The 15,744-nt window shown below is 48.5% G+C and carries 15 protein-coding genes; 3 read left to right on the top strand and 12 right to left on the bottom strand.

Translation table 11 applies throughout. The features are described 5' to 3' along the window. Positions 1-236: 236 nt before the first annotated feature. Entirely contained in the window at positions 237-587 is a 351-nt protein-coding gene (locus tag ACYVB1_RS12485) for a 4Fe-4S dicluster domain-containing protein (RefSeq protein ID WP_460923997.1), read from the bottom strand. A 115-nt stretch (positions 588-702) separates the two neighbouring features. Between ACYVB1_RS12485 and ACYVB1_RS12480 the strand changes: the two genes are divergently transcribed. Then, positions 703-1,713, top strand: a complete 1,011-nt coding sequence (locus ACYVB1_RS12480; RefSeq protein WP_460923995.1) for an acyl-CoA reductase — start codon at positions 703-705, stop codon at positions 1,711-1,713. Between the two features lie 83 nt (positions 1,714-1,796). After that, complete coding sequence (locus ACYVB1_RS12475; protein WP_460923993.1) at positions 1,797-2,096, top strand: hypothetical protein; 300 nt, start codon at positions 1,797-1,799, stop codon at positions 2,094-2,096. Positions 2,097-2,227: 131 nt separating this feature from the next. Here the strand turns inward: ACYVB1_RS12475 and ACYVB1_RS12470 are convergent, their stop codons facing one another. The 7 genes from ACYVB1_RS12470 to pyrF all read right to left on the bottom strand — a co-directional run bounded on the left by ACYVB1_RS12470 (position 2,228) and on the right by pyrF (position 9,257). Then, complete coding sequence (locus tag ACYVB1_RS12470) at positions 2,228-3,085, bottom strand: nucleoside phosphorylase (protein ID WP_460923991.1); 858 nt, start codon at positions 3,083-3,085, stop codon at positions 2,228-2,230. Positions 3,086-3,277: 192 nt separating this feature from the next. After that, complete coding sequence (gene trhO / locus ACYVB1_RS12465; RefSeq protein WP_460923990.1) at positions 3,278-4,246, bottom strand: oxygen-dependent tRNA uridine(34) hydroxylase TrhO; 969 nt, start codon at positions 4,244-4,246, stop codon at positions 3,278-3,280. A 218-nt stretch (positions 4,247-4,464) separates the two neighbouring features. Further along, positions 4,465-5,100: a NeuD/PglB/VioB family sugar acetyltransferase gene (locus ACYVB1_RS12460; RefSeq protein WP_460923988.1), complete on the bottom strand. Its 636-nt coding sequence runs from the start codon at positions 5,098-5,100 to the stop codon at positions 4,465-4,467. A gap of 59 nt (positions 5,101-5,159) precedes the next feature. Beyond that, positions 5,160-6,440: a hypothetical protein gene (locus tag ACYVB1_RS12455; RefSeq protein ID WP_460923986.1), complete on the bottom strand. Its 1,281-nt coding sequence runs from the start codon at positions 6,438-6,440 to the stop codon at positions 5,160-5,162. Beyond that, a complete protein-coding gene (locus tag ACYVB1_RS12450) occupies positions 6,437-7,726 on the bottom strand; it encodes a DUF2851 family protein (protein ID WP_460923984.1) in 1,290 nt (429 codons plus the stop codon). Before ACYVB1_RS12450 ends, ACYVB1_RS12455 begins: the two co-directional genes overlap by 4 nt. 29 nt (positions 7,727-7,755) lie before the next feature. Then, on the bottom strand, positions 7,756-8,223 hold the full coding sequence (locus tag ACYVB1_RS12445; RefSeq protein WP_460923982.1) for a YehS family protein: 468 nt from the start codon (positions 8,221-8,223) through the stop codon (positions 7,756-7,758). Positions 8,224-8,426: 203 nt separating this feature from the next. Further along, a complete protein-coding gene (gene pyrF, locus ACYVB1_RS12440; protein WP_460923980.1) occupies positions 8,427-9,257 on the bottom strand; it encodes an orotidine-5'-phosphate decarboxylase in 831 nt (276 codons plus the stop codon). A gap of 130 nt (positions 9,258-9,387) precedes the next feature. Between pyrF and ACYVB1_RS12435 the strand changes: the two genes are divergently transcribed. Beyond that, positions 9,388-9,786 (top strand): hypothetical protein, encoded by a 399-nt coding sequence (locus ACYVB1_RS12435; protein ID WP_460923979.1) that lies wholly within the window; start codon positions 9,388-9,390, stop codon positions 9,784-9,786. A 130-nt stretch (positions 9,787-9,916) separates the two neighbouring features. Here ACYVB1_RS12435 and ACYVB1_RS12430 read toward each other — a convergent pair whose 3' ends face one another. The 4 genes from ACYVB1_RS12430 to xerD all read right to left on the bottom strand — a co-directional run bounded on the left by ACYVB1_RS12430 (position 9,917) and on the right by xerD (position 15,589). Continuing rightward, positions 9,917-10,561 carry a LolA family protein gene (locus ACYVB1_RS12430; RefSeq protein ID WP_460923978.1) on the bottom strand — a complete coding sequence of 215 codons (645 nt, stop codon included), beginning with the start codon at positions 10,559-10,561 and terminating at the stop codon, positions 9,917-9,919. A gap of 24 nt (positions 10,562-10,585) precedes the next feature. Further along, complete coding sequence (locus ACYVB1_RS12425; protein ID WP_460923977.1) at positions 10,586-13,204, bottom strand: DNA translocase FtsK; 2,619 nt, start codon at positions 13,202-13,204, stop codon at positions 10,586-10,588. 75 nt (positions 13,205-13,279) lie between these two features. After that, on the bottom strand, positions 13,280-14,311 hold the full coding sequence (locus ACYVB1_RS12420) for a quinone-dependent dihydroorotate dehydrogenase (RefSeq protein WP_460923976.1): 1,032 nt from the start codon (positions 14,309-14,311) through the stop codon (positions 13,280-13,282). 378 nt (positions 14,312-14,689) lie between these two features. Continuing rightward, complete coding sequence (gene xerD / locus ACYVB1_RS12415; RefSeq protein WP_460923974.1) at positions 14,690-15,589, bottom strand: site-specific tyrosine recombinase XerD; 900 nt, start codon at positions 15,587-15,589, stop codon at positions 14,690-14,692. Positions 15,590-15,744 lie beyond the last annotated feature (155 nt).

The following is a 15,744-nucleotide window of genomic DNA, read 5'->3' as shown; positions in this document are numbered from 1 at the left end:
TTTCCTGTGATTGGGACTGCGAAATTACATATTTTTTGTGACCAATCCTTGCAGTGCCTGTCAGACCTGTATGTTTAGATTACAGGGTAGAGACCCACTATTTTGCGTTTAATCTCCACGAAGCAGCGGCTTTTACCACAGGCACCCGCAGTAGTTGCGCACGCTGCAAGGTCACAACCACACAATAAAAAAGCCTGCCGGAGAGGCAGGCTTTCCAGCTTTTATAGTGCACAGGTTTATGCCACCTGGTGCAGCCAGTCTTTTTTGGCTAACAGCTCTTCCTCTGTCTCGCGGTAGTCCGGGTCGTCCACACAGCAATCCACCGGGCAGACAGCAGCGCACTGCGGCTCCTCATGGAAGCCCATACATTCTGTACATTTATCTGAAACGATGTAGTAGAACTCATCCGAGATAGGTGCCTGTGGGGCATCTCCGGGGATGATCTCTCCTCCATCAATCTCCACCTCTTTCAGTTCGGTACCACCACCCCATGTCCATTCCATGCCACCTTCGTAGATGGCAGTGTTTGGGCATTCCGGCTCGCAGGCACCGCAGTTGATGCACTCATCGGTTATCATTATCGCCATAGTCGTATCTCCTGTATATTTTTTATACTTTTGTATTTCTTGATTTCTATTAAACAACAAAATTAGGAACATTAAGTATTCCTATCAAATAAATTTTTCAACGCACGTATTTGCCATGACATTAGAGAACAGGATTGAGGCTTTCGTAGAACTTGGGAAACAGCTGCGAAATTTAACCCCGGACGACCGGCAGGCGTGGGCCCAGGTGGCTATGTCACGCAATCCCTGGTTCACCGAAGAAAATGTTTCCTGTGCTTTGAGCGGCATCATACAAATGCTGGAGGAACAATACCTCCGTGAATGGCTTTACCCTTACCACCTTAAACAGGTTACACCTAAAAAGGTTGGCGTAGTAATGGCAGGCAACATTCCGATGGTAGGCTTCCACGATTTTCTGGCGGTGCTGATAAGCGGCCATTATCTTCTGGCTAAGCTTAGCTCAGATGACGAACTGCTGATAAAACGCCTTGCCAACATGCTGGTTGGAATTGAACCTGCCTTTGCGAACCAGTTTGAGTTTGTGAACCTGCTGAAAGAGGCCGATGCCATTATAGCCACCGGTTCTGACAATACAGCCCGCTACTTTGAGTACTACTTTGCGAAGCGCCCACACATTATTCGTAAAAACCGCAGCAGTATTGGTGTGCTTACCGGGCACGAGGAGGAAGATGACCTAAGGGCACTGGGAGATGATGCTTTCCGTTACTATGGCCTTGGGTGCCGCAATGTATCCAAAGTGTTTGTGCCGGAAGGCTATACGTTTGATAAGTTTTTTGAAGCCAACGCTCAACGCCAAAGCTTGCTGGACCACCACAAGTACCAGAACAACTACGACTACAACAAATCTATTCTGCTGGTAAACCGGGTGCCGCACTTCGACAACGGCTTTATGCTGGTGCAGCAGAGCGAGGCACTTGTCTCTCCTATTTCCGTGCTGTTCTACGACACTTTTAGTTCTCTGAATGACTTACGCCAGAAACTGAAGGCTGTGCAGGATAAGACACAGGTTGTGGTGTCGGCGCATGGTTGGCTAGAAGGAAGTATCCCGTTCGGCGAAGCACAACGCCCCATGGTGTGGGATTATGCAGATGGTGTAGATACGCTGGCTTTTTTACAGAAACTGTAAAAAAAATACTGTTGTTATAACTGTTAGTTTTTTTTATGTATATTAGTTGAGTGTTTAATCACTTCAAGCAATTTAACTAATATATGAACACAATGCTAAACCCGATTCCTCTGGTAGAGAAAGAGCAGCTTTCTCAATTTAATTTTGCCCAGGAAGATGTCCTGACTGATTTAACGGCCCGTAAAAAGCGGCAGTGGGACATAAACAGAGCCACCTCCCTTGGCAACATGCACCGCGGAAAAGTTGAAATAACCTTCCAAACCGCAGATGGCGAGAAAAAAAGAGTCGATACCACCGTTTGGGCTGTCGACGACCTGTTTATGGTGCTGAAAGCAGGTAGATATATTCCAATCAATTCGGTTTTAGGAGTAGAGTTTTTCTAATGGGTTCTTTCATATAAATAAAAAGGCAACGTTTTGATTTTATGAAAAGGCTTATAAACAAATAGCCCCGGCAGCATAACTGCCGGGGCTATTTGTTTATAAGAGGAAGTACTGCTTTAAAGCAAGTTGTGCTATACCCTTTCCAGCACTTTCACAATCAAGTCATCTATCACTTCATCAGCATTGGCTGCAAACGTCTGCGATACGCGGTTTGCAACCATGGCATTCAGCGACAGCACCTCGTGCCCCAGTAGTCGCCCCATGCTATAGTAACCAGCAGTTTCCATCTCGAAGTTCGTAAACTTAAAGTTATTTAACCGGAAGTCGTGGTAGCGCTGCAGGAGGTTGGGATTACGCAGGCCGCCGCGCAACACACGCCCCTGTGGAGCATAAAACCCGGGGCAGGTAAGTGTGTTACCCGGTATCATATCGTAAGCTATTTTCTTAAGCAAACTTTGGGAGCCATTAACACAATATGGTCTGAAGCCTATTCCCAGCGCTTCCTGCAGAGCCCATACAAGCGCTAGTTCTTCCTCGTTCTGCTCCAGCGGGTAAAACTCCATCAGCGTATCAAGCCCCACCGCCGTGTGAGACGCCAGGTGGCTCCCAAGTGGCACTGTATCCTGTAAAGCCCCGGAAGTACCAACCCGGATGATGTTCAGCTTTATCTTCTCCACGTTTGGCTCCCGCGACTGAAAATCAACGTTCACCAGGGCATCTAGCTCATTCATCAGGATATCGATGTTGTCTGTGCCCATGCCTGTGGAGATAACCGTCAGGCGTTTGCCTTTGTAGTAGCCAGTGTGCGTCACAAACTCGCGTTTTACCACGGCCACCTCGATTTCATCGAAGTATTTACTGACTTTAGGCACACGCTCCGGGTCTCCTACCGTGATGATGGTGTCTGAAATGTGTTCCGGCAAAAGGTTTAGGTGGTAGATTGTACCATCCGGGTTTATAATTAATTCTGATTCGGGAATTGATGCCATAGTTTTGATTTGATAGGTCAAAAGACGTCGGACTAATAGCTCAAGCTAAAAAATAAACTTCATGAACACCCACATTAAAATACTTTCTTGTTGTCCTGTGTCGTAAGTCCTGCGTCTTGTTTGCAAAGGTATAAAAAAGCGAAAGAGCGTGGGCTTTGGGGCCACACGCTCTTTCTTAGCTTTAGAGAATACTTATAGTTGTACGTCAGTTTTCTTCCTGCGGTTGAATCCTTTCAAGGGATTATAACCATTTGTTGCTTTCTGGTAGTAGCCGGTACCATCATAAGGGCGCTTTTCAGGGTGCTCCTTACACTCCGTAGAGCAGGCACCTTCCATTTCCCAGCCACACTTCTCGCAGATAGACACATGGAGGTTACAAACAGGGTTCGCACAGTTCACCATGCGATCGCTCTTGGTACCGCACACATGGCACTCCGACACTACTGTCGGGTTCACGCGGTTCACATCCACAGCCACGCGGTTATCGAACACATAGCACTTGCCTTCAAAATCTTCTCCTCCGGCTTCCATGCCATATTTGATGATACCCCCGTGCAGCTGATACACGTTCTCGAAACCCTTCTCCAGCAGGAAAGCGCTTGCCTTTTCGCACTTGATACCGCCGGTGCAGTACGTCAGAATTTTCTTATCCTTGTACTTTTCCTTCAGCTCATCCACCTTCTCCGGAAATTCACGGAAGTTCTCGATGTCCAGGGTCACGGCATTTTTAAAGCGTCCCACGCTGTGCTCGTAATCAGAGCGCACATCCAGCACCACCACGTCGTCACGGTCTTTCATATCCCTGAACTCCTTCGGCGACAAATGCACACCGGTACGCACGTTCGGGTCTACGTGCAGCAGGCCGGAGTGCACAATTTCAGTTTTCGTGCGCACATGCAGCTTTGTGAAAGCATGTATATCCGACTCATCCACTTTGAAGTCGATTTTAGCGAAACGCGGGTCAGACTTTAGCGCCTGCATATACTTTTCGCAGCTTTCTTTTGTGCCCGACACGGTGCCATTCAGCCCTTCGTTAGACACTATGATACGGCCGAGCATGTTCAGCTCCAGGCACAGCAAGTGATGCTCCTCGCGGAACGTCTCAGGGTCTGCTATCGGGGAATAGCAGTAATAAAGCAGGATGTTGTATGGTTTGCTCATAACGGCTTAGATTCAGCTAAGTGTTAAGTTTTTTGATGATTTCATTTTAGCTAACTACATGTGTTTATCTTAAAAGGACTGCCTACATAATAAAGCTGCCTCTTAAAAATTACAACATGTAGCCAACTCATTAATGCTACAAAGGTAGCTTCTGGTAAAAAGTTACAAAATGACTTTTGTCAGTTCTGCCCTATAACAGCCCTGGCACACATAAAAGTTTACTTTACCGGGGCAGCGGGGTTGCCGAATACTGTGGCTTTGGCCGGTACATCCGCTACTACTACAGAACCTGCACCCACACGGGCATTTTTCCCGATTTTAACACCAGATACCACCACAGCACCTGAGCCGATAAAGGCTCCTTCTTCTACCACCACTTCTGAGTTGATGATGGCTCCGGCACCAATCTGGGCAAAGTCTCCGACCTCGGCGTGGGCGTCTACCACAGCTCTTGCCTGTATCAGAGTATAGTTGCCTACTTTGGCATTGTTGTTCACCACAGCGCCTGCCGCAATCATGTTGCCGTGGCCCAACCAGGCATGCTCCGACACAGAGCTGAAACGGTGGATAGCATTCACCGGCACCACTTTGTACTCGTCTTTCAGCATCTTGATAAGGCCTTTACGGGCAGCTGAATCCTCTACGGCCACAAAAACATCGCATTTGTTTCCGATGAGCTTTAGAAATTCATTGTCTTCCGTGCTGCTCATCACCGACACGTTGTTCACTTCCTCCTGCTGCAGTTTCCCGCTGTCGTCCAGGAAGCAGTACACCACCACACTGTTGCTGTTAAATATATCTAAAGCGGCTGTACCCAGTTTCTGGGCGCCTAATATGATTACTGGATTTGACATAGTTCCATCTTAAATAAGGCGCAAAGGTACGAATTTGTAAGAGAGTTTGAAAGTACAGGTTACAGCTTGAGATGTTGTAACAGGCGCTGTGCAAACCTGTTCTGAAGCAGCAGATACACCAGGAAAGGCAAAAATACAATTCGATAGCGGCTAAGGGTACCGAAGTTAGGCGTTGTAAGGCCCACTATACCTCCCAGCAACAACACATAAAACAGGAACAGCACGTGCAACAGGCTTATTTTAAAACCGCGGCGCTTTAGAACAGAAGCGAAAGCCATAACCGTTAAAAACAGCAGAAGCAGATTCTCCAGCCCCAGCAACACGTACAGTGGCGCCCATGCTTCTCCTAAAAATGGCCGGTATACAGCGCTAAACAAAGCCTCCGGATAACTGTATACCAGACCCTTAAGAGAAGGCCCCATCCTTTCTAGTACCATATGCGGCCCATGCAAAGACAGTTTAAGCATTGAGAAGTAGTTTCGCGAACTATGCTCCAGAAGGTACTCCATTGGAAGAAAATCCTGCAGTAAAATAACCAGCAGTAGTCCTATGGCAACAGAAACCAAGAAGCCTTGCACCTGCTGCTGTTTAAACACGCCTAATTTCTCTGCCGCTTGTTTGACAAAAATATACAGCAGCAGCAAGGGTACTATGATAGCGCTATTAAAGAGCCTGATTTTAATGAAAACGTACAGTAGCAGCGGCAACGTTAAAGTCTGCCAGAGGGCCATGCGCTGCCCATGTGCCACGGAAAGCGCAAAGGCGATAGCCCAGCACATACTACCAAACATAAGGGCATCTTTAGACAAACCCGCGCTCCAAAACGCCACAGAGGGAAAGAACAGAAAAGCAACTACAGCCGCCACGTGCCACTGCGGAAACAGCCGGCACAGCACATAAGTCAGCCATGCAGCACCCCAGAAGCTAAAAAGCGACAGGTATAACCCATTCAGGTAATAAAAGCCGGAGGTTACCCAGTTTAGGACACTCAGTAGCTTGATGAAGTAAAAGGAATTCGAAAAATCAGCGAACGTTGAATAAGGGACAGTTGCTCTGAACGCTTCACTTTCGAACGTGTTAAAAAACAATAGCCTGAGGTAGCCACCGGTATTTTGCTTCGCATAAGCTGTCAGGAAAAGGGAGGCATCGTGGTAGGCCATTGTATCACCACCGGGATAATAATAGGTGTACAGCAAACCCAGCGACACCCCGCATACAAGCTTTAAGAATAAGGCAGGATAAAAGTATGGCTTTAACTCCTTTGCCCACTCCTGCCGTTGCATCCACCACACAAGTCCTCCTAGCAGCAGGAAGTTCAGCACGTAAACCAGTACACTCACGCGGCAGTATTGCTTTGCTTCATAATCTTATTTCCGATCGCGCAGTGCATGCAGTTTACAGGTGCGCAATAACGCTTGTACAGGCTCAGGGCTGCCTGGTTGTCGGCTGCTGACTTTGCCTGCCAGCCCAACTCCTCGTAGTGCCGCGTTATTTTATTACTTTCTTCTTTTAAAGCTTCGAGTAAAGAAAGGGCTTTTTCCAGGTAAAAGCGGTTATCACTAAAACCGGCGTAAGCAGCCAATAGCGGTACCGCTACGTTGATGATGAGACTGTGAGCACTGCTTTTGCCCATGCTTTTCTGCAGGCCTTTGCTCTGCTTACCAAAGAGATAATGTTCCTGCCAATAATCTGACACCGGGGCCTGGAAAAGCGCTGCGTATTGCTTTATAGTTTTTGCTTCTAACACTTTTGAGAAAAATGCCTGTTGCTGGTGCAGTACGGCTGCCAACTGAGCGAGCCGTACCGTCGGGAAATTTGCCGGCCGCATACGCAGAAAATTCCAGCGGTGGCGCGGCACAGCTTTAGCTGTTAAGCTATATTTATGACTAAGAAAAGAATACTCATTCTGAAGCTGTGTGGTATATGCATCCCCGGCATCGTCTAAAAAGCCAGCCTGACCGAACAGCAGTGCCTCCAGTTGCAGCATGCTTTGCTGGTGCCGCCGCACCACCGTCAGGGGCAAAGCTTTTGCCAGTTCCTCAAATGCCTGTTGGTTTGCCTTAAAACCATAGCCACGAAGCAGGATGTGGTAAGCGGTCTGCTCCCAATCATTAGTATAATACTGCAGCGTTTGCAGCACCTCCTCCCCTTTAGCCTCCAGCCGCTCCACGAGGGCCCGCTCCAGCATCAGCGTTTTAGTTATCTGCGGCACGGCAGGCCAGAATGCAGCACAGGGCACGGCATCTTTTGCCTGTTGGAGTTGCTCATAAGTCTGAAGCAGCGACAGGTCTACGCGCCCTTGCAGCAGGAGCACCGGCACTTTTGTGCCATCTATGCGATAAACAGGCACATCGGCCTCCCACACCACATGCAGCACCACCTGGTCATACTTCTCGTCGAGCTGGTGCTGGTGGCGGTGCCAGTCAGAGGCTCTCAGATGCACTTCAACACTTCCTGACCATTCCACCTCCCCTATTCTCAGCAAGACTTCCCTGAAATCAGGACCGGCATCTGTGTTGTAAAAGCCAATCCGCAGCACCTGCAAAGGCTCCCCTTCTGTAGTGGTCAGATTCATTTTGCTAAAGTACTGATGCTGCCAGATGTAGTGTAAGAAGTCTTCTTTCATACCAGTGTGGGTTTAGGAGAGCAGTAGTTTCACTTTTCTTTGCCGTGGTACTCTTCCTGCATGCCCTGCAGGAAATTACGCAGAATCTGGTCCTTTAGCGGGCGGTACTGGGTCTGGCTTGGGTTCCGAAAAAAAGCACTTAGTTCTGCTTTACCAAGCCTGAAACGCACTCGCTCAAGTATTTTGATTATATCCTCGTCCTTTAGACCAAGGGCAATTTTGAGTTTACGCAGGATGATGTTGTTGTTCAGTTTCTTCTCCGGCGAAGGTTGCTCTCCTTCTTTTTTGCCACGCTTCTCATTGATAAACCCGTTCAGGAATGCCGCCAGGTTCTCATCATCTATCTCCTTGCTCTCCGGGTCGTCTTCCTTCTTCAGCCAGTCACTTATCTCGGCACGCGTTACCTGTTTGCCACCCGATGCAAAGAGCGCTATCATCTCAGAGTCATTGTAGTCAAAGGTATAGCGGATGCGGCGGAGGATATCGTTTCTGGTCATATTATCTGAATTTCTCTAAATGTATTGTTCAAACCTGATTGATTTTCTCTGTACGTATTTACCAGCCAGAACACGAGCTTATAATTAAAACTACCAGCAGCGGAGCGTATGGATTTACTTTACCGGAAACTCCTTGAAAGCCAACCTTATTTTAAATATGCTCTATACTAGATAGCTGCACGTTATACAGGTTCAGGAATATTTTATAAGTGCTGCACGTATTGCTCCAGGTAAACCTCCATCTCACGCTGTACAGCAAGGGCTGCCTCCCGGGCTTTCTCTGCAAAGTCACGGCCGGAGGAGGCATAAATGATGCCGCGGGCGGAATTTACAAGCAGACCGCACTGCTGATTCATTCCAAGTTTGGAGATGTCTTCCAGGCTACCGCCCTGCGCTCCTACACCCGGCACCAGCAGGAAATGATTGGGCACCAGCTTTCGTACCCGCTGCACGTAGTCAGCCTGGGTAGCACCTACTACATACATCATCTGGTCGGCAGTGGCCCAGGTAGCACTGGCACGCAGGACCTGCTCAAAGAGGTATTCCTCACTTCCATCCCCAAGGTGCAGCATCTGGAAGTCCTGGCTGCCAGCATTTGAAGTAAGCGCCAAAAGGATGACCCATTTTCCTTCCTGCACCAGAAACGGCTTCACAGAGTCGGCTCCCATGTAGGGGGCTACCGTTACAGAATCAAACTGCAAGGTCTCGAAAAAAGCCCGGGCATAAAGCTCAGATGTGTTACCGATATCACCGCGCTTGGCATCGGCGATGGTAAAAATATTCTCTGGTATCACCTGCAGCGTTTTCTCCAGGCTCACCCAGCCTTGTGGACCCTGTGCTTCATAAAAAGCGATATTTGGTTTATAAGCCACACAAAGATCAGCAGTTGCCTCTATTATCTGGCGGTTAAATTCAAATACAGGGTCTTCCGTATCCAGCAGGTGCTGTGGCAGTTTTTTAGGGTCGGTGTCGAGGCCGATGCACAGGTATGATTTCTTCTGTAGAATCTGCTCAAAAAGCTGCTCTCTTGTCATGGGCTTGAAATGAGGTGAAGGTTTATACAAAAGTATGAATTTGAGGCAGGCAGTAAAATTTATTCTCCTTTCTTGCCACTGCAACTAATTTTACCGGAATGGAGTCGTTATATAAAGAGCGTAAATTATTATGAAAACTATAGCTATTTTATCCACCCTGATAGCTTTCTTCCTACTGAGCTGTTCTAAAGAGGAAGAAGCCATTGAAATTGCACCCCTGACAGCCTTTCCTGCTCCTGTAGTGCAGGTTAACGCACCTGAAACCGCTACGGCAGGAGAGACTGTAGCTGTAACCGTTCACTTTTTAGTTAAAAACGGCTGTGGAGAATTTGGCAGTTTTGAAGACTCCAGGAACGGTAATACCATTACCGTTAAAGTTTACCCGCATTACCAGGAAGGCTTTTGTACGCAGGCAATCACTACCCGCGAAGCCACTTACTCTTTTAAACCCGACAAAGCAGGCACCTACACCCTTCAGTTCTGGGCAGGCGAAGAACAGTTTATCACAGAGTCTATTGTCGTACAATAGACAAAGATACTGTGACTTCTGATGCCCCAGCACAGAAAATCAAGTCGTGTAAGTAACAAAAGCCTGTAGAAAAAGAAAGCGGCTGCTCTGATTCGGAGCAGCCGCTTTCTTTTTCTACAGGAAGTACAGGTTATCTTAGGTCAACCACACTTACACCTTTGTGTTTGGCTTTATTGAAAGTAAAAGCATCGGAAGCAAGCGTTGGGTTAGCCTGGAAATTCTTGATGGTATAAGTATAGCGGTTACCGTTGTTACGGAACATCTCCCAGCTCTTCAGGCTCTTATCTTTCTGATTGATGAAAAGACGCACTTTGTAGATGGGGTTCTTTCGGTCTTCCGGCGCAAGTTCGATCACATCATACTTACCACCTTCTATTGTTTCAGTTCCGGCATAAGAGTACTTATAGCCTTTCTTATACATATCGAAAATTTTGCTTGGCGACATAGACTCAGCCTCCTCATCACTTTCCATGATGGTTACTTCATTTGCATCTTTCAGGAAAGTCCACATCAGTTTACCATCATTGATGATTTCCTGGCCGCTCACGCCTAAGCGGTACTTATCGCCACTCACTAATATATTTCCTGCCATTGTTTCTTTTACTTTGGCAGACGGATTTTCTAATGTTTGAGCGAAGTCTGCTTTAAAAGCTTTCATCGTTCTGTATTTCTGGCTCATGGCATCCAGTATCTTGCCTGCCTTTGGGTCTTGCTGCGCCTGTGCCAGGTTTACAAACATCAGGGCAACAACTAGTAGAGATAGTAATCTTTTCATATCCTTAGGTACTCGTTTAAAGTTCTACCCGAGTGTATTCAATAACTGTTCCAAACTGTATTCATCCGGTATTAAAACTTCACGTGCCTTACTTCCCTCAAACGCCCCTACTACACCCGCAGACTCTAATTGATCAATCAGGCGGCCTGCGCGGTTGTAACCAAGCTTCAGGCGGCGCTGCAGCAGCGAGGTGCTTCCCTGCTGGTGCTGCACAATAATACGGGCAGCTTCCTCAAACAGAGGATCCCGGTTTGATGGGTCGAAATCTGCTTTCTCGTTGCCGCTCTCGTCACCCACGAACTCTGGCAGCAGGTAGGCATCGTCATACCCCTGCTGCTCCCCGATAAAGTCACAGATACGGTCTACTTCCGGCGTGTCCACGAAGGCACACTGTATACGAATCATATCAGACCCGATGGAAAACAGCATATCCCCCTGGCCAATCAGCTGGTCGGCTCCACCGGCATCCAGAATAGTGCGGGAGTCGATTTTGGAAGTTACTTTAAAAGAAATACGTGCCGGGAAGTTTGCCTTGATAATACCCGTAATAACGTTCACGGACGGACGCTGCGTGGCCACTACCAGGTGGATACCGATGGCCCGGGCCAGCTGGGCCAGACGTGCAATCGGCGTTTCCACCTCTTTGCCCGCTGTCATCATCAGGTCGGCCAACTCGTCGATTACCAACACGATGAACGGCATAAAGCGGTGCCCTTTTTTTGGGTTCAGCTTGCGCTCCACAAATTTGCGGTTATACTCTTTCAGGTTTCGGCAACCCGCATCTTTCAGCAGGTCGTAGCGCATATCCATCTCCATACAGAGCGAGTTCAGCGTGTTCACCACCTTTTTGGTATCGGTGATGATGGCCTCGTCGGTGTCCGGCAACTTGGCCAGGAAGTGGCGTTCAATTTTGTTGAACAGCGATAATTCCACTTTCTTCGGGTCAACCAGAACGAACTTAAGCTGCGAAGGGTGGCGCTTGTAGAGCAGCGATGTCAGGATGGCATTCAAACCAACTGACTTACCCTGACCGGTGGCACCCGCCATCAGCAGGTGCGGCATTTTGGCCAGGTCCGTAATGAACACTTCGTTGGTGATGGTTTTACCGAAGGCAATTGGCAGGTCCATCTCGCTCTTCATGAACTTCTCTGTAGCAAGAATAGATTTGATTGGCACCATTTCCTTCTTCGTGTTCGGCACCTCGATACCAATGGTTCCTTTTCCTGGAATCGGGGCAATAATACGAATACCCAAAGCCGCTAAACTCAGTGCAATGTCATCCTCCAGGTTCTTGATTTTAGAAATACGCACCCCCGCATCCGGCACAATCTCATAAAGGGTTACAGTTGGGCCGATGGTGGCAGAAATTTTAGCAATACCGATATTATAATGCCCAAGCGTCTCTACAATCTTTACTTTGTTTGCCTCCAGCTCCTCTTTGCTTACCTGAATTTTGTTCACGCCATAGTCCGTGAGCAGATCAATGTGCGGGTACTGGTAACGGGCAAGGTCCAGCGTCGGGTCATAATTTTCGCCGGATATAACTTCAGCCTCTTCTTCCTCCGGTGGCGCTGCTATCTGTAGCTGCATATCATCCACAGGCTCCTCTTCGTTTGCAAAGCTATCCTCCAACTCTATCTCATCATCCAGCTCTATATCCAGTTCCAGGGACGGAGCAGCAGGTTTGGCAGGTGCAGGAGGTGTTTCCTTTTTGGGAGGGATAGAGTTCAGCTCCATTTCCAGCGCCCTGTTTATTTCATCATTGTCCTCTTCTTCGAAAGGCACCTCCTCATCTTCCTCCCTTTCCAGTGACGCAGTAGGGTCGGCGTTGTGGTTAATGCCGCGGGCATCAGTGCCAAGCACATCACCCAGAGAAGAGCCATAGCTTTTTTCCGGAGCAGCATCGGCATCCTCCGCCACCTCGGCTGACTTCAGGCTCCAGTTGATGCTCGTGATGTTAAAGAAACTCACCAGGAAGAGCAGCAGCAGGAAGCCCAGCAGCAGCCAGGAGCCCCAGCCAATGAGACTGTTCAGCCAGATGGCTGCCTCAATACCGATGCCACCACCCAAAAAGCCCAATTCACCGACAGAGCCTGAGGCAAAAACGATATAGCCCAGCATCAGACTGGTCCACAGCATAGAGAAGCTGCACAGCCCCAGCACATACGTCATGGACACATTTACGCGCTTGAACACTATGCCCAGGCCTGCAAAAAACAGGACAGGTATAAAGAAGAAGGCACCTAGGCCTACCCAGTCATATATAAAGATGTGCGACAACCAGGCACCGAACAAACCAAGCCAGTTTTCCGCTTCCTGCCCTGACTCTTTTAAGCCGGTGCCATTTACGGTTTCCACCACGCTCTGGTCGGCGTTACCGGTAAAGAGATAAGAGACAAAAGCAATGGTCAGGAAAAAAGAAAACAGCAGGAAAGTAAAGCCAACGGTCAGCTTAAAACGGCGATCCTGCAAAAAACCAATCCTGAAACTGGGCATTGAGGGTAGTTTGAAAGACCAGTTCCGCTTCGGCTTCTTTGGCTTTGCTCCTTTTGGCACATTCGCTCCGCGTGGCTCGTTCTTACCCCGCACCTCATTCTTCCGCGCTGCTTGCAGCGTATCTTCTCTGTAAGTGTTCTTGGCCATACCCTTGACTAAAGTTGATTTCCAAATTTACAATTTTTCGCATCATTGCGAGCGTAAATATGGAGGCAATGTAAATTATCTGGCGAGCAGCTTCTTATTGATTTTACCTATCAGAGCAGGGCCCTCATAGATAAATCCGGTGTACAACTGCACCAGGTCGGCGCCTGCCTGCAGCTTCTCTACTGCATCATCAGCCGTCATGATCCCCCCCACGCCGATAATGCGAATCTCTGGAGGCAGGAACGTGCGCAGGTGCCGGATAATCTGAGTGGCGTGCTGCCGCAGCGGCTTACCGCTCAGGCCGCCCATGCCCATTTCTGCTACCCGTTGCTCTGGTGTTACCAGTCCTTTGCGGCTTACTGTTGTGTTGGTGGCGATGATACCGCTAAGCTTAGCTTCCACCGCAATCTCTATGATGTCGTTGAGCTGGGCCATGTTTAAATCCGGGGCTATCTTCAGCAGCAACGGCTTTGCCTTCGGCATGCGGGCATTTTGCTCCTGTACTGCCAGCAGCAGCCTTTTCAGGGGCTCTTTGTCCTGTAGCGCCCTCAGGTCAGGCGTATTAGGTGAGCTTACGTTCACCACAAAATAATCCACCACGTCATACAGCGCCTTAAAGCAGTAAATGTAATCGTTTAAGGCCTCCTCGTTGGGCGTAACTTTATTTTTGCCGATGTTGCCGCCCACTATAATGTTGCTTTTGCGCTTTCTTAACCGTTCCACCGCCGCATCCACGCCTTTGTTGTTAAAGCCCATACGGTTAATAATGGCCTGGTCTTTCGGAAGGCGAAAAAGCCTTGGTTTCTCATTACCTGATTGCGGCTTCGGCGTCAGTGTGCCGATTTCCACAAAGCCAAAACCTAAATCCCCCATCTCATCCACCAGCATCGCGTCCTTATCGAAACCAGCGGCCAGCCCCACCGGGTTCGGAAACTTCAAGCCAAATAACTCCCGCTCCAGGCGCGGGTCCTGCACCTGAAACATGCTTTTGGTAATTCCCCCGGCATAAGGCAGCCTTAACGAAGCACGCAAGGCACCTGTTGTCAGGTAATGAACATTCTCAGGATCAAACTGGAAAAGAAGCGGGCGCAGGAGGCTTTTGTACACAGCGGGTGAGATTATGTGAGTTATAGGTTACCTGCAAATATAAGATCAGGAATTCAGGATGTAAGGATGAATTGGATATTTTAGGTGATGTGTGGGTAAGGGATTACTACAGCCACTTTTGCCGTTAATGGTGTTTCACCAACAGCTACTTTAAGAGGTTAATAACACAGCTTATACTCTCAAAAGCCAGGATTTGGAGTGAAGCAAAGCTATAATTGCATGGCTTGAATCTAGTTGTTTGTGAAAACACCAACAACAGTGGGACAGCGAGAAAATCTCACAGACCTGTTGATAGCTTTGAACTCACAGCATCTTCCCAAATTAGTCAACACCAGACGCTCGCAGGAGCCGCGCGCACTGCGAGGTCTTTGGAATACGCTAGCTTCTGGGATGGTAGTCCTTAATCACCTGCTTCAGATAATCTCTGTCCAGATGGGTGTAGATTTCGGTAGTGGTGATGGATTCGTGGCCCAGCATTTCCTGCACGGCACGCAGGTCGGCACCACCTTCTATCAGGTGAGTGGCGAAGGAGTGGCGGAACGTGTGTGGGCTCACCGTTTTCTGGATACCGGCCTTGGCCGTCAAATCTTTGATGATGGTGAATACCATCACGCGGGTCATTTTGGCTCCGCGGCGGTTCAGAAACAGCACGTCTTCGTGGCCTTTCTTAATGGTAAGGTGGCAGCGCACGCCTTCCCGGTACAGCTTGATATGCTTCAGCGCATCGCGCCCGATAGGCACCAGGCGCTCTTTGTCTCCTTTACCAGCTACTTTTAAAAAGCCCATGTCCTCATACAGGTGGCTGATTTTAAGGTCAAGCAGTTCAGACACACGCAGTCCCGAACTGTAGAGCGTCTCCAGCATCGCCCGGTTTCTGGTGCCTTCCGGTGTGGAAAGATCAATGGCAGCCAATAACAGCTCTATCTCGTGAAAGTGCAGCGTGTCGGGTAGTTTGCGGGCCAGCTTCGGCGCTTCAATGGTGTCTGTCGGGTCGTTCTGCAGCATATCCTCCATAATCAGGAACTTATAGAAGGCACGGATGCCAGACAAGGTACGTGCCTGAGAATGGGCTGTCATTCCCAATTCTCCAATCCATTCCAGGAAATCACGGAGTACGGCAGGAGTTATTTGCTCGGGAGCCACCTGCACCTTTTTAATTTCCAGGAATTCCGTCAGCTTTCTGATGTCGCGGCGATATGCCTCCACAGAATGACGCGAGAGCGACTTCTCCAGCTTCAGGTACTCTTCGAATTGTTTAATACAGAGGGGCCAGTTCATTTTCTTATGCAGAAAGACTTTTTGTAGTAACAGACAAATGACAAAAGTGAAAGAACCTTTCTAAACAAACTACAGACAGACGACAATCTTTTGTCCTTTGTCTAAATTCTTTTGTCAAAAACGATAGCAAAGATAGTTAATCTGTACCTTTGTAG

It is taken from the genome of Pontibacter brevis (assembly GCF_054779655.1).
This window is presented reverse-complemented; position numbering and strand designations above follow the sequence as displayed.

What these genes read in the sequence shown, in the direction of transcription:
- ACYVB1_RS12425 (WP_460923977.1), bottom strand. Translation starts at nt 13,204, where the DNA reads ATGGCCAAGAACACTTACAGAGAAGATACGCTGCAAGCAGCGCGGAAG.
- ACYVB1_RS12485 (WP_460923997.1), bottom strand. Translation starts at nt 587, where the DNA reads ATGGCGATAATGATAACCGATGAGTGCATCAACTGCGGTGCCTGCGAG.
- ACYVB1_RS12450 (WP_460923984.1), bottom strand. Translation starts at nt 7,726, where the DNA reads ATGAAAGAAGACTTCTTACACTACATCTGGCAGCATCAGTACTTTAGC.
- ACYVB1_RS12445 (WP_460923982.1), bottom strand. Translation starts at nt 8,223, where the DNA reads ATGACCAGAAACGATATCCTCCGCCGCATCCGCTATACCTTTGACTAC.
- ACYVB1_RS12475 (WP_460923993.1), top strand. Translation starts at nt 1,797, where the DNA reads ATGAACACAATGCTAAACCCGATTCCTCTGGTAGAGAAAGAGCAGCTT.
- ACYVB1_RS12460 (WP_460923988.1), bottom strand. Translation starts at nt 5,100, where the DNA reads ATGTCAAATCCAGTAATCATATTAGGCGCCCAGAAACTGGGTACAGCC.
- xerD (WP_460923974.1), bottom strand. Translation starts at nt 15,589, where the DNA reads ATGAACTGGCCCCTCTGTATTAAACAATTCGAAGAGTACCTGAAGCTG.
- ACYVB1_RS12430 (WP_460923978.1), bottom strand. Translation starts at nt 10,561, where the DNA reads ATGAAAAGATTACTATCTCTACTAGTTGTTGCCCTGATGTTTGTAAAC.
- ACYVB1_RS12435 (WP_460923979.1), top strand. Translation starts at nt 9,388, where the DNA reads ATGAAAACTATAGCTATTTTATCCACCCTGATAGCTTTCTTCCTACTG.
- ACYVB1_RS12470 (WP_460923991.1), bottom strand. Translation starts at nt 3,085, where the DNA reads ATGGCATCAATTCCCGAATCAGAATTAATTATAAACCCGGATGGTACA.
- trhO (WP_460923990.1), bottom strand. Translation starts at nt 4,246, where the DNA reads ATGAGCAAACCATACAACATCCTGCTTTATTACTGCTATTCCCCGATA.
- pyrF (WP_460923980.1), bottom strand. Translation starts at nt 9,257, where the DNA reads ATGACAAGAGAGCAGCTTTTTGAGCAGATTCTACAGAAGAAATCATAC.
- ACYVB1_RS12480 (WP_460923995.1), top strand. Translation starts at nt 703, where the DNA reads ATGACATTAGAGAACAGGATTGAGGCTTTCGTAGAACTTGGGAAACAG.